Genomic DNA, 21,992 nt, shown 5'->3' on the forward strand with positions numbered 1-21,992 from the left:
ACACCACAACCCAAAAAAATTGGAAAATGAATACAAGAAGACCGCCAGCAGAGACATGTTTTCAATTACTTGGAGCTGTGCTTATTCTCTTTATTCTAGTCCTGCCTTCGACTTCACTGGCTGTTGATGTCTATGTCGATACGGAAACAAAACAGCTTTTCATAGAACCAGGTCCGGGTAGAAAACGCATTGGCACTTTAGTTTTAGACAATCCTGCCGATATTGATATGCCAGAAGAACCGCTCGCGGATGGGCACACCGTTATTGCAGACAAGGATAATACCAACAGCGAAGCTTTCAATGAATCCGATGAACTGAAAGCAAACATTTCATTGGGCGAGGATGGCGCCTTTCGGTTTGGATCGAACAACGGGCATTTCAATTTCAGATTAGGTGGACGAATTCATGCTGATGCAACTTTCAGCAGCGGCGACGATTTTGTCGATGCTGGCGGAAATGGAATCGAAGCAAATAATGGCACCGAAATACGCCGCGGACGCCTGAAATTTGAAGGTACTTTTTTCAGGGACTGGTTTTTCAAAACTGAAGTGGATTTTGCAGATAACGAAGTCTCGGTCAAGGACATGTTCATCCAGTATCATGGAACGGAATTTGCGCGAATCAGAGTCGGTGAACAGAAACAGGCTTTCAGCCGTGAACTGCAGGAAAGTTCAAACGACCTTCTGTTTCTGGAGCGCTCGGTCATGAATGTATTGAATGGACCCACTGTAGACCGTGCGCTTGGATTGAATATATCTGCAAGCGGAACAGCTATATTTGGTCTTGGTCAAAACTGGACAAGCCAGATCGGGATATACGGCGACACAATCGACGCAAACAAACGCAACACATTCGCAGACGAAGGGTGGGCGATCAATTCCCGAATGACTTTCGCGCCGATTGCAGAGGCGGATCGTGTTATCCATATCGGTATTGCCGGCAATTTTCGCGAGCCGAATGACGCTGGTGAAATCATCGATACACCGCTTTCTTTAGCGTATGAAACGACCCACATGTCAAATCTTAATCTGATTAGAACCGATATTTCCGGTGTCGATAATATTGTCATGCTCGGTGTCGAGGGACATGGTCTCCTGGGTCCTTTTAGTGTGGGCGGAGAATATACGCACAGCTGGACAAATCTGCAGGGAACCCCGGATTTGAGCTTCCAGGGTTGGTATACAGAAGCTGCATGGACACTAACGAAAGAACCGCGGGTCTATACAGATGGACTATTTTACCGGGTGATTCCCAACAGCGCGTTCAGTTTGAACAACGGTGGCTGGGGCGCCTGGGAAATCGCGGCCCGTTACGGAGAGGTCGATCTGAATGACGGTATGTACAAGGGGGGGAAACTGGGCAATCTTACCGTTGGCTTGAACTGGTACCCCAATCGTATTGTACGGTTTATGGCAAGTTACGATCATGTGCTAACAATCAGGAATTCACCATTGACAAGACGTGACGGCAGCAGAGCAGATAACCTGGATACCTTCATGTTTCGCGCACAAATGGCTTTTTAATTACTCCGACCATTTCGGCTTTCTGCGCGCACCACTGTCTAAAAAATGTCATGTAAACATGCAATAATGAAAAAAACCTCTATCGAGAAAATTTGATGTCCGTACAGCTTTAGTAATCCAGTTACGTAAACATCAGGCACAAAACGAGCGACCAGTCATTTGAAAATTACCAGGCAAGCGCATTCCAACAGGAAGATCATTCATGCAACCATAACTACTACTGCCCGTATTCGCACACAACAATTTTATTATCACTAAACACAGTAACCTGGTCCAGAGGCCGTGCAAGACATGGACAAAGGGCTGGCAATTCAAAGGAGATCGGTTTATGAACCTGCAATCAAAAACAGTTACATCCGGAATAATTCGACAATCTTCAGCTCAATCGCATCGAGATAAAGCGGCAATTTTTATACTCTCGAACAACGGCATGATTCTGGAAGCAAACCAGGAAGGCTCGCAGTTACTGGGCCATTCACCGGATCAATCCCATTCCGGTAAACATCATATATCCAGTGTCATTCCCAAACTGGCAACCGTTGAACTGATCGAGAAGACAGAGGGGCGCGTCAATCCCTATCTTCGCTTTCTCTCGAGAATCGGTCACAAGTTCGAGGTCAATACAGGCAGTGAAATGCAGACTGGTTGCGAACTTTATTTTAATGACATCAAGAACGTCGGTCAGCACCAAATCCTCGTTATGCTGTATTGCGCACAATCAAATCGCGTGGAATGATAGCTGATACCCGAAATAACCTGTGCATACTGTATGTGGTTTTTCAAGTGACCAGTCGAGAATCCGCTTCGATACGTGTTTGCTGCAATCAATAAAGACCAGCATTCTAGCCGGGTGTCAATTTAGCGTATTCAAGCATCAACCATTTAGTTCCGGCCCGGGCAAAGTTTACCTGCACTCTCGCCTCGCTACCGCTTCCTTCATAATTGAGAATAACACCTTCGCCAAATTTGGCATGTGTAACTGCCTGACCAATATGCCATTGTCCGTCAGCTACTGGTGTTCTTTTGAACAGTTTCTCGCCACTTGCTACTGAAGCAGTCGAAAAAGCCGCCCCCATGTCGTAACTTGACATCCTGCCACTCCCACTAATATCTCTGGATGGCTTGATCCATTTCAGAAATGATTTTGGAATTTCTTCAACAAAGCGTGATGCTATGTTGTAACGCGTTTGGCCATGCAACATGCGGCTCTGCGCAAAAGTAAAGTACAAGCGCCGGCGTGCGCGTGTTATCGCTACGTACATCAAACGCCGTTCTTCTTCAAGTCCTTTTATTTCATTCAGACTGTTATCGTGCGGAAACAGTCCTTCTTCCAGACCGCTTAAAAATACCGAATGAAATTCGAGCCCTTTTGCGGCATGCACAGTCATGAGTTGCAACGCATCCTGACCACCTCCTGCCTGATGTTCGCCAGCTTCCAGCGACGCATGCGCCAAAAATGCAGGCAGGCTGTCATCTTCTGCCTCGTGCACAAAGCTGATAGCCGCATTGACAAGCTCATGCAGATTCTCCAACCTGTCCGCCCCTTCTCTTTCGGTTGTGTAGTGCGATAGCAGTCCGCTGTGCAGCAAAACGCGTTCGATAATCTGGGGTAGCGGCATGTGCTCCCAGTCCCGACGCAATGTCTGAATCAATATCACAAAACCTGTTATGCCCTTTTTACTTTTTGCGTTGCTCGCGGTGGCTGTGTCGAGATTTATTTCGTCACCGCATTGTAGCAATGCTGCTTCCCACAAACTGCTGTTTTGTTGACGCGCGACATCCTGCAAATGCTCGAGGCTGCGCGCACCGATACCACGCGCAGGAAAATTGATAATGCGCAGCAAGGCATTGTCGTCTTCAGGATTGGCAACTAGGCGTAAATATGCCAGCGCATGTTTGATTTCCATACGTTCAAAAAAACGCATACCGCCATACACGCGATATGGCAGCGAAGCATTAAACAGACTATGCTCCAATACTCTTGATTGCGCATTTGAACGATACAGTAATGCAATATCGGAAAGCATGACACCATCCGCATGTAATGCACGGATTTCATCGACAATATAACTGGCTTCGTCAGTATCATTGAACGCCCGATACACACGAATAGGCTCACCTTCACCCTCAGCCGTCCACAGATTTTTACCAAGACGTTGCTCATTGTTTTCAATCAATGTATTGGCAGCACTCAGAATATTGCCGTGTGAGCGATAATTCTGTTCCAGCTTGATAATTGTCGAGATAGCAAAATCACGCTCGAAATCCTTCATATTTCCGGTATCCGCACCTCGGAATGCATAGATACTCTGGTCATCGTCGCCTACGACAAAAACTGCAGCTGCATGGGCAGTTCCGACACCAGCCAGTAATTTGAGCCAGTTGTACTGAAGCCGGTTTGTATCCTGAAATTCGTCTACCAGAATATGATCAAAACGTTCGCGATAATGATCTCGCAAAATTTCATTTCGATTCAGTAATTCATAACTACGCAGCAGGAGCTCTGCGAAATCAGCAACACCCTCCCGGTTGCATTGCTGTTCATAGGCCAGATAGAACTCGAGTAAATGCCGGGAAAATGGATCGTCTACGATAACATCGGCTGCGCGTTGACCGGCCTCCTTCGCATGATTGATGAACCATTGTATCTGACGTGGCGGAAATCGCTTGTCATCTACCGATAGACGCTTCATGATGCGCTTGATCATCGCTAACTGGTCAGCCGTATCAAGAATTTGAAATGATTGTGGCAGCCCGGCTTCCTGATAATGTGCTCGCAACAAACGGTTACACAAGCCATGAAATGTTCCTACCCACATACCACGCGTATTCACCGGCAACATCGCGTTAATCCGTGTAAGCATTTCTTTTGCCGCTTTATTGGTGAATGTAACTGCCAGTATACTGTAAGGGCTGGCCTGGTTTGACTGTATCAGATACGCAATACGCGTAGTCAACACACGGGTTTTCCCACTGCCGGCCCCTGCCAGCACAAGTACTGACTGGTGCGGTAACGTAATTGCTTCCAGTTGTTGAGCGTTCAGGCCTGCCAGTAAGGGAGAAGTCATGGTAATACGGTACAATTTCTTGCTGTATGCACTGGGTACCAGTGTTGGTCAGCTCAGGGTATTTCTTTGTTACGGACGAAAAGTCAACGCCAAAAACCCACGTTTTGCTTATTATTCACCTGCTGATTAATTCAGAACCAGACCAATGGCAGTCAATAGTCAATACAATACGCCATACAAATCTGATCTCTAAATTAATCACCATTGACAATAACATTTAAGCCCTGCTTTTGGTAACGATATCCAGTATGAGTGGCGTTAATACCAGTTCGATGGCCATACCCATTTTTCCGCCTGGAACCACAATGGTATTAGGGCGAGACATGAACGAATCATGAATCATGGTCAGCAAGTTTGAAAAATCCACGTGCTCCGGATGTCTAAACCGTATTACCACCATGCTCTCATCCAATGTCGGAATTTCACGCGCTATGAACGGGTTGGATGTATCTACTGTCGGCACACGCTGGAAATTGATATGAGTACGGGAAAACTGTGGCGTAATGTAATGTACATAATCATGCATACGGCGCAATATTGTATGCGTCACAGCTTCTGCTGAATAACCGCGCGCACTGGTATCGCGAAATATTTTCTGGATCCATTCCAGATTGACTATCGGCACTACTCCAACCAGCAAATCGACATACTTAGCAACATCTGCAGTGTCACTTTTAACACCGCCATGCAGTCCCTCATAAAACAATAAATCAGAACCTGGCTCTATCGCCGACCACGGCGTAAATGTACCCGGCTTTTGGTTCCAGGGAGCAGCTTCTTCTTCGTTGTGCAGATATAAACGGGTCTGACCGGAACCACTTTCTCCATACTCCTTGAACAGGGTTTCCAACTTCTCAAATTCATTGGCTTCCGGGCCAAAATGACTGATTGCCCGACCACCATCTTTTTCAGAATCAGCAACCGCCTTTTTCATGGCTTCGCGGTCGTAACGGTGAAAACTGTCACCTTCTACAATAACAGCCGTTAATTTTTCCCGTCTAAAAATATGTTCAAAGCTGTTTTTAACCGTTGATGTACCTGCGCCAGATGATCCGGTAACCGCTATAACCGGGTGTTTCTGCGACATATTTATTTACTCCTCAAAATTTTTACAAAAGATTTACCATTCCGGTAATAATACGATCGAAGGCATTTTACTCTAATATGAACCTGCTTTCCGCATATTTTGGACGGTGCTATAAGAAGTGTCGCAGTGTTCAGTATACATTCAGGTTGAATACGCTAGAATTATTCCACAGCATTGTCAACTAGTACTCTATCAATATGATATTGATAGAGTACTAGGCAAAAAGCTGAAAAATGAAGAACAATGCAATCATTTCCGGGTAGTATTTTATTTTTTATTGTATCTGTACATGAGATGCCTGCATAACCTCAACGAGGTGACAGCGATGAAAAAGCTAATATTTTTCTTATTTTTTTTCACGGTATTAAGCTTAGCATTCAATAATTCACTCTGGGCACGCGGCAGTGGTGGACAAGGCACCAGCTTCGGAAGCGGTGGCGGTGGTGGTGGAGGACACTTCAGAGGAAGTAGCGGACCAAGCCATTTTGGAGGCGGACGGGGTCACTTTAGCGGTGGACATCGCCATTTTGGACATCATCATTCCCGGATAAATTTCGGGTTAAATTTTGGCGGTTTTTATGGTCCCGGCTTTTATGGTTATCCGTATTGGTCAAGATACCGCAGCCCTTACTACTATTCCCGCGCATATGTATATCCTTCACCGCTGATTGCACCGGCAACGCCGCCAGTGTATATTGAGAGAAAAGTGACTGTTGTTGATTCAACTCAGTCTCAATCAAGCTACTGGTATTACTGTCGCAATCCTGAAGGCTATTATCCATATGTAAAACAATGTCCTGAGGGATGGCTCCAAGTCGCTCCCCAGCCAGCTCCACAATCGCCCTGAAAACGGTCATACACCCAGTGATAACCCTATTAGCCAAACTCATGCTGCTGACTGCGGTTCTGTTTCTCTCTGCCTGTGTCGCCATGCCCACTGGCCCAAGTGTTCTGGTTTTGCCGAAAACAGACAGCAGTTTTGAGCAGTTTCGTTTTGACGATTATGAATGCAGACAATATGCCTACGATCAATTAGGAGGCAAAACAGCTACAGACGCTACAATCAGCAGCGGTCTGAGCAGCGCAGCTATTGGGGCCGGTTTGGGTGCAATCGCCGGTGTAGCTATTGGTGGTGGCCAGGGTGCCGCTATCGGTGCCGGTACTGGATTACTGGCAGGCGGGCTTACTGGTTCCGGAAGCGCCACAACCTCCGGTCATATCAACCAGCAACGTTACGACAATAGCTATATTCAGTGTATGTACGCCAAAGGCCATCATGTTCCGGTTGCTGGCAATATGGGAGCACATATCAATCCTACCATTAGCAGCAAAAGGATATCAACTCCGCCGCCACCGCCAGGCTATCGCCACTGATCAATATTGGAAAATGACAAATTTTGCTTTAAATATTTCTGGCAACAGGGAAACAGTTATTACCCATATCTGTCAAAAGAGCAAAGTATTGTTATACAGATTATTTAATTTTCATATGAAGAAACAAATTGTATTGATGCTTGTAATCCCGCTGGCAGGTTGTCTGATATGCTCTCAAGCAGCTGCTCATGGCGGCCGTATAGACAGGTTTAATTTTGGCATACATCTCGGTCATCCGGGTTATTTTGGATATGGCCATTATGATCCGTTCTTCTATGACCCGTTTTTTTATCCTCCGATCTATAGCTACCCGCCTGTAGTTGTTCCTATGACACCACCCGTTATTGTGCCGTCGACACCACCTGTGTATATACAACAGCAGGAACAGGTCGCTCCGACCCAACCACAGATGAATTATTGGTACTATTGCCAGAACCCGGAGGGTTATTATCCTTATGTCAAACAATGCCCAGGCGGTTGGCTGCGCGTTAGCCCCACCCCCCCAGAACATCAGTGAACATTACAAGGAGATTTGACATGCCCAGAATACATAAAAAAATTATTTTTATATTGCCTGCGGTATTGACAGCGTGTGTCAACCTGCCAACCGGACCCAGTGTTATGGTTTTGCCCGGGTCGAGTAAAAGCTTTGAGCAGTTCCGCTACGATGACTATGAGTGCAGACGTTATGCTTACGAGCAGATCGGCGGTGTAACAGCAAATCAAGCTGCAACATCCAGCGGTCTAACCAGTGCAGCAGTCGGCTCAGGCCTTGGCGCTGCCGCAGGTGCCGCTATTGGCGGCGGCGAAGGTGCTGCCATAGGCGCCGGGACCGGATTACTTGCGGGCGGCCTGGCCGGAAGCGGTACTGCCAGAACATCCAGTTATGAAAACCAGTACCGTTATGATATCAGTTACATTCAGTGCATGTATGCAAAAGGCCATCGTGTACCCGTTTCCGGTAAAATAACCAGCGAGGTGCCAACAACAGTCAGGCAAAAACCGATTAAGATATCACCGTCTCAACCCGGGTTTACACCGCCGCCGCCACCACCGGGAAATCCGCCACCGCCACCTCCACAATAAATTGATCCAGGTTGTCCCTTGGCAAAGTCGGCGGACAACCTGGTTAACTGATCACAACACGGACAACGCTGACGTCATCCTTTTTAAGCTAAAATACAGGCATTGCGATACTGCCATAATTTGACAATAATATCGGCTTATATTGCAAAACAGACGCGCTTATTGTTAACAGCGTATTCAAACCAGAAATCATAAAACTAGCTTATACAGGGAGAGTTTAATAACGTGAATCCGATCGTACCCATTATTATGGCTGCTGGCGCCATTTTATTTTTTATTGGACTGGCAGCATTAATCAGACGTGGTTTTAAAAAAAGCAAAACAGTTAGATTTTTTAGAAAAGAATATGGTTTTGGACGTTTCGTAGCTACCGTTATTGTATCGGGTGTTACGCTTATTATGACTTCAATTTATATTCAGAAACTTTTTCCAGTAGAATCTATTCAGGCCAACACGGATCAGGTTGCCACCATATCCAGCAACTTGAAATATGAGCTCAGTACTATCTTGCCGAGCGAGAAGAACAATACCAGAATGACCAAAGCCATCAATCGGTTCCAGAAAGAATATCAGGAAGCGCTCGAAAATGGCGACAAAAGAACGACGGAACTCTTAATTCTGGAAATGGCTTTTTTGATCAGAACAGAACTTGAAAACCAAAATTATCCATCTCATCAGATTGGCTCAGAGGTTGAAAGAATTATGAATTTCCTGAAAAGAAAACCTGATTAAAAGGCTATTCTGATTCATTCACTGACTAGAATTAATTATATTTGAGGATATTCAGGCTTTCATGCAGTTTTACAGAGATATTGCGAAGGACCCCATCTCTAGTCAGGCAGACAAAATACCAGGCACTACAATTTTCAATAATTCAGAGGGGTGACTCATGAAAAAAAACATTTATATGCTAATAGTACTCGGGACAATATTATGTATTCCTAATTTTGCTTTGGCACACAATTATCCGACCAAGGTCGGTGAAAAGCTTGGTAACGGAATTGCCAACGCAGTTACAGGAGTTGTTGAAATCCCCAAAACCATGATGATAACGGGACGCAGACATGGTGCAACATACGGCATGACAGCCGGTTTTTTTACCGGTCTGTTTCACAGTGTTGGACGCAGTCTTGCCGGCGCATTGGACATAGCGACTTTTTTGGTGCCAACCACACCCGTCATTAGACCGGCGTATATCTGGGACAATTTTGACCGAGAAACTACTTATACACCCTGGCAAATGCGCTAAAGGCAATAAAGAGTAATCCATCATTAAAATACACCGCATGAAATAGCAGTCGGTTATTTCATGCGCCTTTATTTGTTAACTGTTTCCATTTCCATCGCAACAGAACTCTGAGTCGTCTGAATTCCTCAGAATTAATTGCATCGGGTAATATAACGATGCTTTGTGTTGACCAGGAATGGGAATGGCGTGACCTCAAAATCAATACGGTTAAATAAGGTGACACAAAAGTCGATTCGGATACCCTGTATTCAAAGTTCTGACCATTTTTTGTTTTCAGCTTACATATGACTTTGTCAGTAAACTCCAACAAAACCGCTGAGCGGCCAGAAATTTGTAATGCTTCACACCTGATATAGAAGTACAAGCTGACAATTAATGCCAGCATGCCAGCCAATTTTGCCGCCACTGTAACAGACAACAATCCGACAATTACTGCAGCTGCAGAATGTGTGACAATAAGTATAGCAACCAACAATCTGGAAGGCCCCAGCTTAACCCTCAACAAAATGCATCACCTATATTCTGTAGACATGGAGGTAACACACGCTTGAAAATAACGATATATTTAGAACAGCTACAGGTGCTAGTTGAATCAGGATAACCCGTTACAATCCAGGAAATGGATATTATTGCGAACTGGCAGGCAGAAATTCAAGTGGATCAACTGGTTTTCCATGTTTTCTGATTTCAAAATGTAATTGAGGTGTGTCTGTGTCTGTATCACCCATTTCTGCTATCTTCTGTCCTTGTACAACTGATTCACCCTCTTTCACAAGTAATTTACTGTTATGGGCATATGCGCTTAATAACGTATCATTATGCTTAATGATGATCAGGTTACCGTAGCCGCGCAGGCCATTACCACTATAAACCACTTCACCAGCTGCAGTGGCCAGAACAGGTTGGCCTGTCTGCCCTGATATTTTCAAACCTTTTGAATTGTTAGAAAACGAAGACAATAATGTTCCGGTTGCTGGCCATATCCAATCAGCCTCGGATGTATTTGACGGCGTATCGGTTCTGTATCCAACCATTTCCGGTGCATTCTCAATCCGTGTTCCTGAAGATGAATATTCTGTCTGAGGTTGAGTTAAAGCCGGATTAACGGAATATTGCAGCCGGGCCACATTTTGTTCTGAATACGGTAATTTTAAAGCTTTAGGGTATGTTTTGATTTGTTGAGCAGCAGTATCATATGCTGGAGCTACCGTAGCGCCTGGTGCGATACCAGGCAAATCCAGGCTTGGGTCCACAACAGGCATCTCTGAATGCTGTGGAACAGCAAATAATGTCGGTTCGGCTTTTTTTGAAGGAACAGACAGGTTTATACGTTGGCCTGTTTTGATCTTTGTGGTGTCGGTGATATTGTTCCACTCAGCAAGTTCCTTCTGATCAATACCATGTTTAAGCGCTATACTGTAAAAAGTATCTCCCTTCTGCACTATATAAAAGCGATCGATTTGTTTATCATCTTGAAGACTGACAGCAGCTTTTTCAGGCGATACTGTCCGTTCAACAACGGGGGCTGGTGGCTTGGTCGTCTCGCAGCCAAGGAGAAAAAAAGCCGGTACCAACCAGTAGACAGCAAAGAAGATTTTTACCGAGAAAGCTCTGTCTTTCAATTGTATTTGATGATTTTCCATTGTAATTTCCTCAGTATCACTATGATTTGATGACACCGGACAGCATGGGTACAAAATTGACCTCTTCCAGGACATTTTCAATATACCCCTGCACATTTCGTTCAATCACACACAGGTTCTGTTTCTGAACACCTTTAGGAAAAACTATTCGCCCACCTATTGCTAACTGCTCCAATAAGGCATTCGGAATATGCGTTGTGACAGCAGTCATGATAATACCATCAAACGGAGACACTTCAGGCAATCCGCGCAAACCATCTGCATGCTTCAAATGAATATTACGAATCTGTAATTTGTGCAAGCGTATGCGGGTACGCGTCAATAACGGACCAATTCGTTCTATAGAATACACCTGACGGGCCAGCTGCGCCAGTATCGCAGTCTGATATCCACACCCAGTCCCTATTTCAAGCACCTTATCCAGCGAACCGTTTGCACGTAATAGTTCACTCATTCGTGCAACAATCCAGGGACTGGAAATTGTCTGTCCGTAATTAATTGGCAAAGCAACATCTTCATAAGCCCGGCTTGCCAATGCTTCTTCAATAAAAAGGTGGCGCGGGACGGAGCCCATGACTGACAATACAATCTCGTCACCTATCCCCTGATTTCGCAGACGCTCGATCATTCGCATTCGCGTCCGTTGTGACGTCATACCTATGCCTGAAAGATGAATACTCACAGGTTACTTTCCATTCAGATGAATATCATTTTGAATTATTTTACGATAGCCTGACTGCTGAAAAACTTGAATAAAAAAGTATTTCATTGCTGACCAAGGAATTCAAGCCTTTGTAAACAAATTGGAAAATATGCTCTTATTAATTTCCAAGCCATTGCGAAACGAATTCCATTTGATCAAAACGCGTCAGATCAATCTGTAATGGCGTTATAGAAACATTATTAAACTGCACTGCATGAAAATCTGTACCTTTGCCGGCATCCTGGGCTGGTCCGGCTGGGCCGACCCAATAGACAGTATTCCCTCGTGGGCTTATGGCTCTAATGACAGGTTCAGCCTTATGCCGCCTCCCTAATCGTGTTACTCGCATGCCTTGAAGCTGTTCATACTCTATATCCGGAACGTTGATATTCAACAATATCGGAATCTTCAGTTTGTCTTTCTTGAAGCGGTTAACAAGATCAACCACAACCCGTGCAGCAGTCGTGTAATGTCCATTTGATACATCAGTCAGCGATACTGCTAACGAGGGCACTCCCAGCAGAAATCCTTCAGTTGCTGCAGCGACCGTTCCTGAATAAACTGTATCATCTCCCATATTGGCACCATGATTAATTCCCGAGATAACCATATCCGGTAATACATCCAGCATGCCTGTAACCGCCAAATGTACACAATCTGTAGGCGTACCATTGACAAAATAAAAGCCATTATGCGCCTGTTGCAGACTTAACGGGCGATCCAGTGTTAAAGAATTGCTTGACCCGCTTCTGTCACGCTCAGGCGCAACCACGGTAATTTCTGCAACGCTTTCCAGAGCATTTGCCAGGCACGCCAGCCCGGGTGCAAAATAACCATCATCGTTGCTAAGTAGGATACGCATTGATTGAACTCAAAAGCGTTTACAAAAAATTAATCTGTGAAGAATCTTGCGCATAGAATAAGCAGAATAAATGTAATCCCGTAAATCCGGGACACGGTTATTTTCAAAACCCAGGCAGACCAATAACACTTCAAAAGCAAGAAAAACTGTTCTACACCCATATGTAATCTGGTCGGGGCGAGAGGATTTGAACCTCCGACCACTTGCACCCCATGCAAGTACGCTACCAGGCTGCGCTACGCCCCGGAAACCCGTTATTATAGCAAACTAAACTGAACTAAAATTATGGCTTTAATTACATTTATGTCGAGGAAAGCAAAATAGAACGTATGCTTTTAATTTCATTTCGAATATATTTCAGATCGACCGGGGTTTGCGAGGATAATTTTTTAACTGTTTCCTGAGTAGACTGCGAATTAGGCATGTTTCGTTCAAGCCGGTTGCGCGCTCCATTTATCGTGAATCCCTGGTCATACAGTAATTCCCTGATTCTCCGAATCAGCAAAACCTCCTGGTGCTGATAATATCGTCGGTTGCCTCGACGTTTAACAGGTTTTAGTTGTGTGAATTCCTGTTCCCAGTAACGCAAAACATGCGGTTTGACACCACACAACTCACCTACTTCTCCAATCGTAAAATAACGTTTTGCAGGAATCGGTGGAAATTGATTATTTGTTTTTTTGCTTTCCATGATAATTCTGCTCAACCATGTTTTTTAGTTTCTGGCTGGCATGAAAAGTAACAACACGACGTGCCGTGATGGGTATTTCTTCTCCGGTTTTAGGGTTTCTGCCGGGACGCTGTGGTTTCGTACGCAATTGAAAATTTCCGAAACCTGACAATTTTACTCCTTCTCCCTTTTCGAGTGCGACACGCACTTCCTCATAAAACGATTCAACCATATCTTTAGCTTCACGCTTATTGAGTCCAACATTTTCAAATAACAAATCAGCTAGCTCAGCTTTTGTAAGAGCCATATTATTCTTCTCCACATAATTTTAAATTAGAATTCTTGTTGCTAAGAACAGCTTATATTCTGACTTATCATTCAGACACGTTTCTAATCAATCAAGGCTTCATAAACCGTCTCTTTTTGCTTTTTGCTTTTTGCTTTTTGCTTTTTGCTTTTTGCTTTTTGCTTTTTGCTTTTTGCTTTTTGCTTTTTGCTTTTTGCTTTTTGCTTTTTGCTTTTTGCTTTTTGCTTTTTGCTTTTTGCACAGCATGATAGCCAAATACCATAGTATAACAACTTCAATCAAATGAATTAAAGCGCATTTTTACTTACAAAACTCTGGCCGCCTTCAACTGACATATCAGCCAACCAGTATCTGTGTGGCTCATTCTTTGGAATGCAACTTATAAGAAAGTTCTTTCAATGACGTTACAGTGGCCATATAAAGACAGGCTGCATAATTTAAACAACCTTTATTTGCACTTAATCCCTCAGTGTTGCACCAAATTTTGTTTCCAAAATCCCAAGCAAAATGGATATTGCAGCATCGGCTTCATCATCAGTTAATGTTTTTTGGGTATTCTGCAGCAACACTTTGAATGCCAGACTTTTTTTATGTTGACCAACAGAATTGCCACGATATACGTCAAAAAGCACAATTTCTGTAACGATTTCTGGCATTTTTTCATACAAGCCTGACAGGATTGTCTGCACTGGCATCTGATTATCGACAATAACAGCCACATCACGTCTGACTGCCGGATATTTGGGTATCTCATTAATTTGCGCAAGTGGTACCGGCAACAGGCTATCCAGTATCAGCTCAAAGAGGATAACCGGGCGAGACAAATTGTGTTGTTTCTGCAGACGAGGATGCAGTTCACCTAACCATCCAACGCTTTTAGCACCCATCATGATTTGCGTGGATTTACCTGGATGAAAGGCAGGATGCTGAACTGCGTGAAAAGAAATTTCTTGAGACTGATAAAACATCTCAATATCCGACTTTACGTCGTAAAAATCAACTGAACGTGCTGATATACCCCACTGTTCTGGAAACACATTGCCATATGCGAGACCGGCCAGTTTTTCGATCTGCAGATACTGCTCGGTAGCGCTTTTTTCAAAACAGCAACCCAATTCAAATAAACGTACCCTTTCTTGCTTTCGATTCAGATTAAACTGCAAATTAGCGATCAATCCGCTCATTAGGCTACTGCGCATCACGTTGAGATGATTTGCAATTGGGTTTTTTAATGCAATAGGATCCTGGTTTTGCAACCATTCCGTTTCCCATGCCTTATCGACAAACGCATAGTTCACAACTTCCTGATAATCACGCAAGACAAGCATTTGTTTGATTTGAGCCGGCACACGCATAGATTCCTGAGATGGCAACATTCTTAGCTCGGCTTTTGGCAGCTGCGCAGGTATCTCATCGTAGCCATGAATCCTCGCCACCTCTTCGATAAAGTCTTCTTCGATGGAAAGATCAAACCGATAGCTTGGGGGTGTAACAGTAAACTCATTATCTCTCTCGGTATAATCGAACTGCAGACGAGATAGATACTCAGCAACTCGTGTCTTCTCCAAGACAATACCCAGAACACGCTGTATCCTGCTGGTTCGAACTGAAACCGGCAAACGTTGCGGTAATTTACCTTTTTGTTCTGTTATAGGCCCTGCTTTGCCGCCACAAATCGATTTGATTAAATCCGTAGCGTACTCCAGTATGTTGCGTGTTGCGGCAAAATCCACGCCGCGTTCAAATCGATATGATGAGTCAGAACTAAAACCGAGTCTGAATGATTTCCCCGAAATCGTATCCGGGTCGAAATAAGCGCACTCCAGGAAAATATCACTGGTTTGATTTTTAACACCACTATCCAGCCCACCCATAATACCGGCTAGTGCAAGCGGTTTTCGGTCATCGGCAATCAGCAGCATATCTGTTGTCAACGTCACTTGACTTTCATTCAGTAGCTGTATTGTTTCATCCTTTTTAGCATAACGAACATGTATGGCACTATCAAGCTTCGCCAAATCGAACGCATGCATCGGCTGACCCGTTTCAAGCAATACATAGTTAGTAATATCCACAACCGTGTTAATTGATCTGAGACCGCTGCGCTCCAGCCGCTGTTTCATCCATAATGGCGTCTCCACACCGCAATTAATATCGCGCATAATTCGTCCACAATATAGCGGGCAGGCAGCTGGTGCATCTATATGTATATCAAGACTGTCCTCTATCTCTGTTTTAACTGACGGTATCTCAAAAGGCGACAGTTGTGTATCAGTAATAGCTGAAATTTCGCGCGCCACGCCATACACCCCCAGACAATCCGCTCTGTTTGGTGTAAGACTTAATGTAAAAACCTGGTCATTCAACTCATAGTACGTTCGAAAATCCTGCCCCACAGGTGCTGTCCCTGGCAATTTCAGCAAACCATCAGCAGCTTCGCCAAGGCCAAGCTCACGAGCCGAACATAACATCCCTAAAGATTGTACGCCACGTAGTTTCGCACTTTTAATCACCAGGTCTGGTAATTCGGCGCCAACCAGTGCGCAAGGCACTTTTATCCCAGCGCATACGTTAGGTGCGCCACAGACAATCTGGAGCGGCTCTTTGGCATGCTCACCTACATTAACCCGGCAAATTTTTAGGCGGGTTGCATCCGGATGATTTTCGACTGATAGTACTTCTGCTACAACGACCTTATCAAATAAATCTGCAACTGGTTCAACTGCTTCAACTTCCAGACCGGCCATAGTTAGCGTATGCGCCAGTTCATCACTCGTGCAGTTCGGATTGACAAAGGTGCGAAGCCAATTTTCGGAAAACTTCATTAGAGTTTAGTTGATTAGAATCAAATAGAAATAAAAGAATTAATTGAATTGTTTCAGAAAGCGCAAATCATTTTCAAAAAACAACCTTAGATCACCAACGCCATACCTTAACATCGCAAGTCTTTCCACACCCATGCCAAACGCAAATCCAACATATTGTTCATGATCTATATCAACATGCTTCAACACATTTGGATGAACCATGCCACAGCCCAGCACCTCCAGCCAGCCTGTATAACTACAAATCCGGCAGCCATTGCCATTGCATTTCACACAACTGATATCCATTTCTGCAGACGGCTCAGTAAAGGGAAAAAATGAAGGCCGAAATCGTACAGACAAATCATCCCGCTCGAAAAAACAGGCCATGAAATTTGCAAGGACACCTTTTAAGGCAGCAAAACTGGCTTGTTCATCAATCCATAAACCTTCAACCTGGTGAAACATCGGGGTATGAGTTACATCTGAATCACAACGGTAAACACGGCCTGGCGCAATCAACTTTACTGGTGGCTCATTTTCAAGCATAAAATGGATTTGAACAGGCGAGGTATGCGTTCTCAACAGATCGCCATTCTCGATGTAAAATGTGTCATGCATGGCACGCGCTGGATGATTCTCCGGAATATTAAGTGCCGTAAAGTTATAGAAATCCTTCTCGATTTCCGGACCGGAAGCTACTTCATAACCAATTGAATGGAAAATAGACTCAATTCTGTTAAGCGTCTGGGTTACTGGATGCAGACCACCCTTACCATATCCTCGGCCGGGCATTGTGACATCCAGTGCTTCTTCCTTTAACCTTTCTTCCAGCTTTTTTTCCTGAAGTAACAATCGACGGTTTTTTAATAAATTCTCTAATTGATCCTTGGCCTGATTTATTTGTAGACCCGCTGCTGGACGTTGATCTGCGGATAATTTACCCAGTCCTTTTAATAAATCAGTTAATTCTCCATTTTTACCAAGATAGCGCGCTTTGACCTGTTCCAATTCAGCGGTATCATCTATTGAATTGAATAACGCGGTTGCTTCATCTACGATTTCATCCAAGTTTCTCATGTGCAGTCAAATCCGAATCGGGCATACAGTCTTTACATTTCACAACAAAAAGGGAGGCTGGGCCGAACCCAACCTCCCTGTAAAAATAGTGTCACTGAATTAAGTCGCCAGGACGGCTTTGGCTTGTTCGGCAATTTTCTCAAATGCGGGCTTATCAAAAACTGCGAGATCGGCCAGTACCTTTCTATCAATATCAATACTAGCTTTTTTCAAGCCATTCATAAACACGCTATAAGATAATCCACATTCTCGTGCTGCAGCATTAATACGAGCTATCCATAATGATCTGAACTGCCGTTTACGCTGGCGTCTGTCTCGATAGGCGTATTGTCCCGCTTTCATTACCGCTTGTTTCGCGACACGGTAAACATTTTTGCGACGTCCACGATAACCTTTTGCCAAATTCAGGATTTTTTTATGTCTTGCGTGCGCGGTTACACCACGTTTTACTCTAGGCATCTTATTCTCCTTCAGGCATATGGCAGCATAGAACGAACCGACGCCGTATCGCTAGGATGAATTGCAGCAATTCCTCTTAATTGGCGTTTATTTTTGGTTGTTTTTTTTGTCAGAATATGGCGTTTAAACGCTTGTGCTCGCTTTATACTACCACTTGCACGAACCTTAAAGCGTTTCGCAGCACCACTTTTGGTTTTCATTTTGGGCATTTCTATCCTCCATTTTTATAATATGACCATGGGTGTTCCCTTGTGGAAAGCTTGTCAACCCAGAGTCACTTGTGAAATACGTAAACCACGTGACCGCATCTTACGAGTGCATTATTAAATTCACATCTGCTTTTTAACAAACATGGATTAAACAAATAATACAAAAAGTTATGTGGTTGTGGTCGGGTTATTGTCAGCCTGGCTTGCTTTGTCAGTTTTGGCATCTTTTTTCTTCGGAGACAATACCATTACCAGTTGGCGTCCTTCCATTTTTGGAAATTGTTCTACTACAGCATGCATTTCAAGATCATCTCTTACACGTTCAAGTAGCCTGATGCCAAATTCCTGATGAGCCATTTCTCGACCGCGAAAACGAAGTGTGACCTTGACTTTGTCCCCCTCATTAAGGAAATTGGTCAGATTACGTAATTTAATACGGTAATCGCCTTCGTCCGTATTGGGCCTGAACTTAATCTCTTTTATCTGGATCTGTTTCTGCTTGAGCTTTGCCTCGTGCTTACGTTTACTTTCCTGATAACGAAACTTACCATAATCCATTAACCGACACACTGGCGGCTTCGCAGTTGGTGCTATCTCAACCAGATCCACTCCCGCTTCTTCTGCAAGTGCGTTGGCTTCAGCTAGTTTTACTATTCCAACCTGTTCTCCATCAACACCAATCAAACGAATTTCAGGCACATCGATTTCATCATTTATGCGCGCTGTCTTTTCTTGTACTATGGCAATTCTCCAATAAGTTAAAAAAGAATGAATTATATCTTTAAAGCAATCTCATCATTAAAGCGATTTACCAGTTCAATCACAGTCATTTGACCCAGGTCATGTCCACTTCGGGTTCGAACCGAAACCTGGTTTGAACTGACTTCAGCATCACCCACAATGATCTGATATGGGAGTTTCTGCAGGCTATGTTCCCGGATTTTATAGGTTATCTTCTCATTTCTCAAGTCCTGATCAACTCTAAATCCATGACTGCTAAGCTCTTTGGTAACTTTTTGCGCATAATCCATCTGATTTTTAGAAATGTTCAGAACAACAGCCTGTACAGGCGCAAGCCATAATGGAAATGCACCAGCATAATTCTCAATTAAAATACCAATAAAACGTTCGAGCGACCCAAGAATCGCTCTATGAAGCATAACAGGAATTTGCCTGGAATTATCTTCGGCAACATACTCCGCACCCAGTCTTTCAGGCATGGAAAAGTCCAGTTGTAACGTACCACATTGCCAAACACGCCCTATACAGTCTCTAAGAGAAAATTCTATTTTTGGTCCATAAAATGCACCTTCGCCAGGTTGGACTTCCCAGTCAAGAGCGGCTTCCTTCAAAGCGGCTTCTAATGCTGTTTCAGATTTGTCCCATTGCATATCCGAGCCCACACGCTTTACCGGTCGTGTAGACAGCTTCACAAGAAGGTCATTGAAACCAAAATCTGCATATACACATTTAAGCAAGTGAATAAATTTGACGACTTCTTCTTGGATTTGGTCTTCTGTACAAAAAATATGCGCGTCATCCTGAGTAAATGCACGTACGCGCATCATACCATGCAGAGCACCTGATGCTTCGTTGCGATGGCATGACCCGAACTCTGCCAAACGTATAGGTAAGTCTCGATAACTTTTCAAACCTTGCTTGAAAACCTGAACGTGACCCGGACAATTCATTGGCTTGATCGCAAAGCTACGTTCATCAGTATCGGTAACAAACATATTCTCACGAAAATTGTCCCAATGACCGGACTGGATCCACAGTTCTTTATCAATGACCTGAGGTGTTCGTATTTCCATATACTCATTGTCATTCTGAATTTGTCGCATATATTGCTCTATCTGCTGCCAGAGCGTCCAACCTTTTGGGTGCCAGAATACCATGCCAGGCGCTTCTTCCTGGATGTGAAACAAATTCAGTTGTTTGCCTATCTTTCGATGATCTCTTTTTTCAGCTTCCTCAAGCCTGTGCAAATAATTTTTTTGATCCTCTTTTGTCAACCAGGCTGTGCCGTAAATTCTTTGCAACATTTCATTATTGGAATCACCTCGCCAATAAGCACCAGCCACTTTCATTAGTTTGAAAACCTTTAATTTGGCTGTTGTCGGTACGTGTGGCCCCCGACACAAGTCAGTAAAATCTCCTTGAGAATACAATGATAAATCTTCATCTCCAGGAATTGATTCTATTATCTGAGCCTTATAATGCTCCCCTTGTTGCTTAAAAAAATTAATGGCCTCCGAACGATCCCATATCTTGCGCTTTATTGTAAGATTCCGCTTGGTAATTTCATGCATGCGTTTTTCTATTGCAGCAAGATCTTCCGGCGTAAAAGGACGTTTATATGAAAAATCATAATAAAAACCATCTTCAATAACTGGTCCAATAGTCACTTGCGCTTCAGGGAAAAGTTCTTTGACTGCGTGTGCCAGCAAATGTGCGCTAGAATGACGGATAATATCCAGCCCATCAGCATCTTTTTCCGTTACTATCGTCAGTTCGCTATCCTGATCGATTTCACTATTCAAATCAACGAGCTTTCCATTAACCTTGCCTGCTACAGCAGCGCGTGCAAGACCAGGTCCTATCGTAGAAGCTACATCTAACACGGTTACAGGAAAATCAAAAACTTTTTCTGTGCCATCCGGCAGTCTTATTACAGTCACAACCTTTCCTCAATCCCAAAACTCAGCGTTACACAATATTTTTCTGTAGAATTTATTCACAAATAGTATTAGCTATATACGGTTCATAATAGTTGATTTATACCATAGATTAAATTTTTGTAGCTTACGTAAAAAAATTGGCGCAAATCCAATTGCTACTGCGTCAACTAGACAATACCATGCAGCGACACCACTGGGTGGATTACCTTGCGACCAATCAAATACAGGCTCAATAGAGGCCCACTTCCATGTACCAGCGGCAGTACCAATAATCTCAAGCCATGTGCAAATAAAAAAAGCGCCCAGATAAACAAGTGGCGATCTTCCTTTAAGCACACATAATACAAAAATCACAAACAAAAATGCACCCACTTGGTCTCCCTGTTCAGGAATGCCGCTGATACCCCAAAGAGACCATAAACCACCGGTAATAAACACAAATATTGCTATTTTTCGCGCATACATTTGAAAAAACCCGGAACGCGCCAATGCAACTGCTGTTAAATAAACCATCCCATGCCCAGGAGGCACATAATGCGGTACATTTTCAAATCGATATGTGTACCCCTCCATGTAGATAGAAGCAAAATGTTCACCGGCCGTTGCAAATGCAACGGCAATAATAACCTGCATTCTGACTTCTTTATTTTCTCCAACCAGCAATCCCAGCAAAAAAACCCATGCAATAACACCCAGAAGATTTTGCACTTCCATACTGGCACTGCCATCTATCACCAGACTTACTGCAACACAGAAAAATGTAAATCCAGCAATAAAATAGTCACGACCACGATGTGGATAAGCAACACCAGGCTGTGGTAAATGCTGCAACATAGTCAACCCCAAGTTCAAATAAAAAACCCGCCTATGGCGGGTCACAAAATCAAGATAACTTCATTTTTTCAGTCTGTATCGCACTAACTGTCAGTTTAAGCAACGCCACGACCTATGTAAACTCAGGTGGAACCGTGCGGTCAGCACAAGTCAATTCACCTGAATTTACTAGATACAACATCAACAATTTTACAAAGATAACCCGCTCACCTATTTTTACGATGTTCTAAGCTACGACACTTGATAAAATTCGGTTGAATTAATAATCGTCGTCGTCCTCGTCATCATCATCGTAGTCGTCATCGTCATCTTCGTCCCATTCATCCCAGCCGTCTTCCTTCAGCACAAGCTTG

Annotated in this window: 25 protein-coding genes and 1 tRNA gene; 9 read left to right on the forward strand and 17 right to left on the reverse strand. The window is 43.8% G+C overall.

The features are described from left to right. Positions 1-26 precede the first annotated feature (26 nt). Entirely contained in the window at positions 27-1,523 is a 1,497-nt protein-coding gene (locus BMY62_RS13340) for an OprO/OprP family phosphate-selective porin (RefSeq protein ID WP_090661028.1), read from the forward strand. Between the two features lie 328 nt (positions 1,524-1,851). After that, a complete protein-coding gene (locus BMY62_RS13345; protein WP_090660968.1) occupies positions 1,852-2,259 on the forward strand; it encodes a PAS domain-containing protein in 408 nt (135 codons plus the stop codon). Positions 2,260-2,365: 106 nt separating this feature from the next. Here BMY62_RS13345 and uvrD read toward each other — a convergent pair whose 3' ends face one another. Beyond that, positions 2,366-4,591, reverse strand: a complete 2,226-nt coding sequence (uvrD, locus tag BMY62_RS13350) for a DNA helicase II (protein WP_090660971.1) — start codon at positions 4,589-4,591, stop codon at positions 2,366-2,368. Between uvrD and BMY62_RS16580 the strand changes: the two genes are divergently transcribed. Next, entirely contained in the window at positions 4,590-4,721 is a 132-nt protein-coding gene (locus BMY62_RS16580) for a hypothetical protein (protein ID WP_256207622.1), read from the forward strand. The two genes, uvrD and BMY62_RS16580, sit on opposite strands and share 2 nt — an antisense overlap. Before the next feature lie 87 nt (positions 4,722-4,808). Here the strand turns inward: BMY62_RS16580 and BMY62_RS13355 are convergent, their stop codons facing one another. Then, positions 4,809-5,678 carry a phosphoribulokinase gene (locus BMY62_RS13355; RefSeq protein WP_090660974.1) on the reverse strand — a complete coding sequence of 290 codons (870 nt, stop codon included), beginning with the start codon at positions 5,676-5,678 and terminating at the stop codon, positions 4,809-4,811. A gap of 325 nt (positions 5,679-6,003) precedes the next feature. On the opposite strand from BMY62_RS13355, the gene BMY62_RS15995 reads away from it, so the two are divergent. The 6 genes from BMY62_RS15995 to BMY62_RS13385 all read left to right on the forward strand — a co-directional run bounded on the left by BMY62_RS15995 (position 6,004) and on the right by BMY62_RS13385 (position 9,387). Continuing rightward, entirely contained in the window at positions 6,004-6,525 is a 522-nt protein-coding gene (locus tag BMY62_RS15995) for a hypothetical protein (protein ID WP_143058824.1), read from the forward strand. A gap of 17 nt (positions 6,526-6,542) precedes the next feature. Further along, on the forward strand, positions 6,543-7,052 hold the full coding sequence (locus BMY62_RS13365) for a hypothetical protein (protein ID WP_371264093.1): 510 nt from the start codon (positions 6,543-6,545) through the stop codon (positions 7,050-7,052). A 115-nt stretch (positions 7,053-7,167) separates the two neighbouring features. Continuing rightward, complete coding sequence (locus tag BMY62_RS13370; RefSeq protein ID WP_090661031.1) at positions 7,168-7,569, forward strand: hypothetical protein; 402 nt, start codon at positions 7,168-7,170, stop codon at positions 7,567-7,569. A 20-nt stretch (positions 7,570-7,589) separates the two neighbouring features. Beyond that, positions 7,590-8,138: a glycine zipper family protein gene (locus BMY62_RS13375; RefSeq protein WP_090660985.1), complete on the forward strand. Its 549-nt coding sequence runs from the start codon at positions 7,590-7,592 to the stop codon at positions 8,136-8,138. 249 nt (positions 8,139-8,387) lie between these two features. After that, a complete protein-coding gene (locus BMY62_RS13380; protein WP_256207623.1) occupies positions 8,388-8,870 on the forward strand; it encodes a hypothetical protein in 483 nt (160 codons plus the stop codon). 157 nt (positions 8,871-9,027) lie between these two features. Then, positions 9,028-9,387, forward strand: coding sequence for an exosortase system-associated protein, TIGR04073 family (locus tag BMY62_RS13385; RefSeq protein WP_090660991.1), 360 nt, complete (start codon positions 9,028-9,030; stop codon positions 9,385-9,387). 58 nt (positions 9,388-9,445) lie between these two features. Here the strand turns inward: BMY62_RS13385 and BMY62_RS16720 are convergent, their stop codons facing one another. The 15 genes from BMY62_RS16720 to BMY62_RS13455 all read right to left on the reverse strand — a co-directional run bounded on the left by BMY62_RS16720 (position 9,446) and on the right by BMY62_RS13455 (position 21,639). Next, on the reverse strand, positions 9,446-9,892 hold the full coding sequence (locus BMY62_RS16720) for a protein YgfX (RefSeq protein WP_371264094.1): 447 nt from the start codon (positions 9,890-9,892) through the stop codon (positions 9,446-9,448). Between the two features lie 121 nt (positions 9,893-10,013). Continuing rightward, the gene (locus tag BMY62_RS13395) at positions 10,014-11,030 is read right to left on the reverse strand and encodes a peptidoglycan DD-metalloendopeptidase family protein (RefSeq protein ID WP_090660997.1); all 1,017 of its coding nucleotides are present in this window, start codon (positions 11,028-11,030) and stop codon (positions 10,014-10,016) included. 19 nt (positions 11,031-11,049) lie between these two features. Then, positions 11,050-11,712 (reverse strand): protein-L-isoaspartate(D-aspartate) O-methyltransferase, encoded by a 663-nt coding sequence (locus BMY62_RS13400; RefSeq protein ID WP_090661000.1) that lies wholly within the window; start codon positions 11,710-11,712, stop codon positions 11,050-11,052. Between the two features lie 139 nt (positions 11,713-11,851). Continuing rightward, on the reverse strand, positions 11,852-12,595 hold the full coding sequence (surE, locus tag BMY62_RS13405) for a 5'/3'-nucleotidase SurE (RefSeq protein ID WP_090661002.1): 744 nt from the start codon (positions 12,593-12,595) through the stop codon (positions 11,852-11,854). 169 nt (positions 12,596-12,764) lie between these two features. Then, positions 12,765-12,841: transfer RNA gene (locus BMY62_RS13410), tRNA-Pro, on the reverse strand. 55 nt (positions 12,842-12,896) lie between these two features. Continuing rightward, positions 12,897-13,286, reverse strand: coding sequence for a MerR family transcriptional regulator (locus tag BMY62_RS13415; protein WP_090661005.1), 390 nt, complete (start codon positions 13,284-13,286; stop codon positions 12,897-12,899). Then, positions 13,264-13,572, reverse strand: a complete 309-nt coding sequence (locus BMY62_RS13420; RefSeq protein ID WP_090661008.1) for an integration host factor subunit alpha — start codon at positions 13,570-13,572, stop codon at positions 13,264-13,266. The genes BMY62_RS13415 and BMY62_RS13420 overlap by 23 nt, the downstream gene beginning before the upstream one ends. A 91-nt stretch (positions 13,573-13,663) precedes the next feature. Further along, complete coding sequence (locus BMY62_RS16240) at positions 13,664-13,834, reverse strand: hypothetical protein (protein WP_177170399.1); 171 nt, start codon at positions 13,832-13,834, stop codon at positions 13,664-13,666. Positions 13,835-14,030: 196 nt separating this feature from the next. Then, on the reverse strand, positions 14,031-16,397 hold the full coding sequence (pheT, locus tag BMY62_RS13425; RefSeq protein WP_090661010.1) for a phenylalanine--tRNA ligase subunit beta: 2,367 nt from the start codon (positions 16,395-16,397) through the stop codon (positions 14,031-14,033). 39 nt (positions 16,398-16,436) lie between these two features. Continuing rightward, a complete protein-coding gene (pheS, locus tag BMY62_RS13430; RefSeq protein ID WP_090661013.1) occupies positions 16,437-17,456 on the reverse strand; it encodes a phenylalanine--tRNA ligase subunit alpha in 1,020 nt (339 codons plus the stop codon). Between the two features lie 99 nt (positions 17,457-17,555). Continuing rightward, a complete protein-coding gene (gene rplT / locus BMY62_RS13435) occupies positions 17,556-17,915 on the reverse strand; it encodes a 50S ribosomal protein L20 (RefSeq protein ID WP_090661016.1) in 360 nt (119 codons plus the stop codon). A gap of 11 nt (positions 17,916-17,926) precedes the next feature. Continuing rightward, the gene (rpmI, locus tag BMY62_RS13440) at positions 17,927-18,124 is read right to left on the reverse strand and encodes a 50S ribosomal protein L35 (protein ID WP_090627658.1); all 198 of its coding nucleotides are present in this window, start codon (positions 18,122-18,124) and stop codon (positions 17,927-17,929) included. A gap of 168 nt (positions 18,125-18,292) precedes the next feature. Beyond that, positions 18,293-18,871, reverse strand: a complete 579-nt coding sequence (gene infC / locus BMY62_RS13445) for a translation initiation factor IF-3 (RefSeq protein ID WP_371264095.1) — start codon at positions 18,869-18,871, stop codon at positions 18,293-18,295. Between the two features lie 26 nt (positions 18,872-18,897). Next, positions 18,898-20,805 carry a threonine--tRNA ligase gene (gene thrS / locus BMY62_RS13450; protein WP_090661022.1) on the reverse strand — a complete coding sequence of 636 codons (1,908 nt, stop codon included), beginning with the start codon at positions 20,803-20,805 and terminating at the stop codon, positions 18,898-18,900. A 72-nt stretch (positions 20,806-20,877) separates the two neighbouring features. Next, on the reverse strand, positions 20,878-21,639 hold the full coding sequence (locus BMY62_RS13455) for a hypothetical protein (RefSeq protein WP_090661025.1): 762 nt from the start codon (positions 21,637-21,639) through the stop codon (positions 20,878-20,880). Positions 21,640-21,992: the final 353 nt, after the last annotated feature.

Source organism: Nitrosomonas marina, from assembly GCF_900111605.1.
GTDB lineage: Bacteria > Pseudomonadota > Gammaproteobacteria > Burkholderiales > Nitrosomonadaceae > Nitrosomonas > Nitrosomonas marina_A.

Bases quoted from the DNA above. Each gene is read 5' to 3' on its own strand.
- BMY62_RS15995 (WP_143058824.1), top strand. From the start codon at position 6,004: ATGAAAAAGCTAATATTTTTCTTATTTTTTTTCACGGTATTAAGCTTA.
- BMY62_RS13395 (WP_090660997.1), bottom strand. From the start codon at position 11,030: ATGGAAAATCATCAAATACAATTGAAAGACAGAGCTTTCTCGGTAAAA.
- BMY62_RS13375 (WP_090660985.1), top strand. From the start codon at position 7,590: ATGCCCAGAATACATAAAAAAATTATTTTTATATTGCCTGCGGTATTG.
- BMY62_RS13340 (WP_090661028.1), top strand. From the start codon at position 27: ATGAATACAAGAAGACCGCCAGCAGAGACATGTTTTCAATTACTTGGA.
- surE (WP_090661002.1), bottom strand. From the start codon at position 12,595: ATGCGTATCCTACTTAGCAACGATGATGGTTATTTTGCACCCGGGCTG.
- BMY62_RS13345 (WP_090660968.1), top strand. From the start codon at position 1,852: ATGAACCTGCAATCAAAAACAGTTACATCCGGAATAATTCGACAATCT.
- BMY62_RS13455 (WP_090661025.1), bottom strand. From the start codon at position 21,639: ATGTTGCAGCATTTACCACAGCCTGGTGTTGCTTATCCACATCGTGGT.
- pheS (WP_090661013.1), bottom strand. From the start codon at position 17,456: ATGAGAAACTTGGATGAAATCGTAGATGAAGCAACCGCGTTATTCAAT.
- BMY62_RS13385 (WP_090660991.1), top strand. From the start codon at position 9,028: ATGAAAAAAAACATTTATATGCTAATAGTACTCGGGACAATATTATGT.
- BMY62_RS13380 (WP_256207623.1), top strand. From the start codon at position 8,388: ATGGCTGCTGGCGCCATTTTATTTTTTATTGGACTGGCAGCATTAATC.
- pheT (WP_090661010.1), bottom strand. From the start codon at position 16,397: ATGAAGTTTTCCGAAAATTGGCTTCGCACCTTTGTCAATCCGAACTGC.
- rpmI (WP_090627658.1), bottom strand. From the start codon at position 18,124: ATGCCCAAAATGAAAACCAAAAGTGGTGCTGCGAAACGCTTTAAGGTT.
- BMY62_RS13415 (WP_090661005.1), bottom strand. From the start codon at position 13,286: ATGGAAAGCAAAAAAACAAATAATCAATTTCCACCGATTCCTGCAAAA.
- BMY62_RS13355 (WP_090660974.1), bottom strand. From the start codon at position 5,678: ATGTCGCAGAAACACCCGGTTATAGCGGTTACCGGATCATCTGGCGCA.
- rplT (WP_090661016.1), bottom strand. From the start codon at position 17,915: ATGCCTAGAGTAAAACGTGGTGTAACCGCGCACGCAAGACATAAAAAA.
- uvrD (WP_090660971.1), bottom strand. From the start codon at position 4,591: ATGACTTCTCCCTTACTGGCAGGCCTGAACGCTCAACAACTGGAAGCA.
- BMY62_RS13370 (WP_090661031.1), top strand. From the start codon at position 7,168: ATGAAGAAACAAATTGTATTGATGCTTGTAATCCCGCTGGCAGGTTGT.
- BMY62_RS16240 (WP_177170399.1), bottom strand. From the start codon at position 13,834: ATGGTATTTGGCTATCATGCTGTGCAAAAAGCAAAAAGCAAAAAGCAA.
- BMY62_RS16580 (WP_256207622.1), top strand. From the start codon at position 4,590: ATGGTAATACGGTACAATTTCTTGCTGTATGCACTGGGTACCAGTGTT.
- BMY62_RS13420 (WP_090661008.1), bottom strand. From the start codon at position 13,572: ATGGCTCTTACAAAAGCTGAGCTAGCTGATTTGTTATTTGAAAATGTT.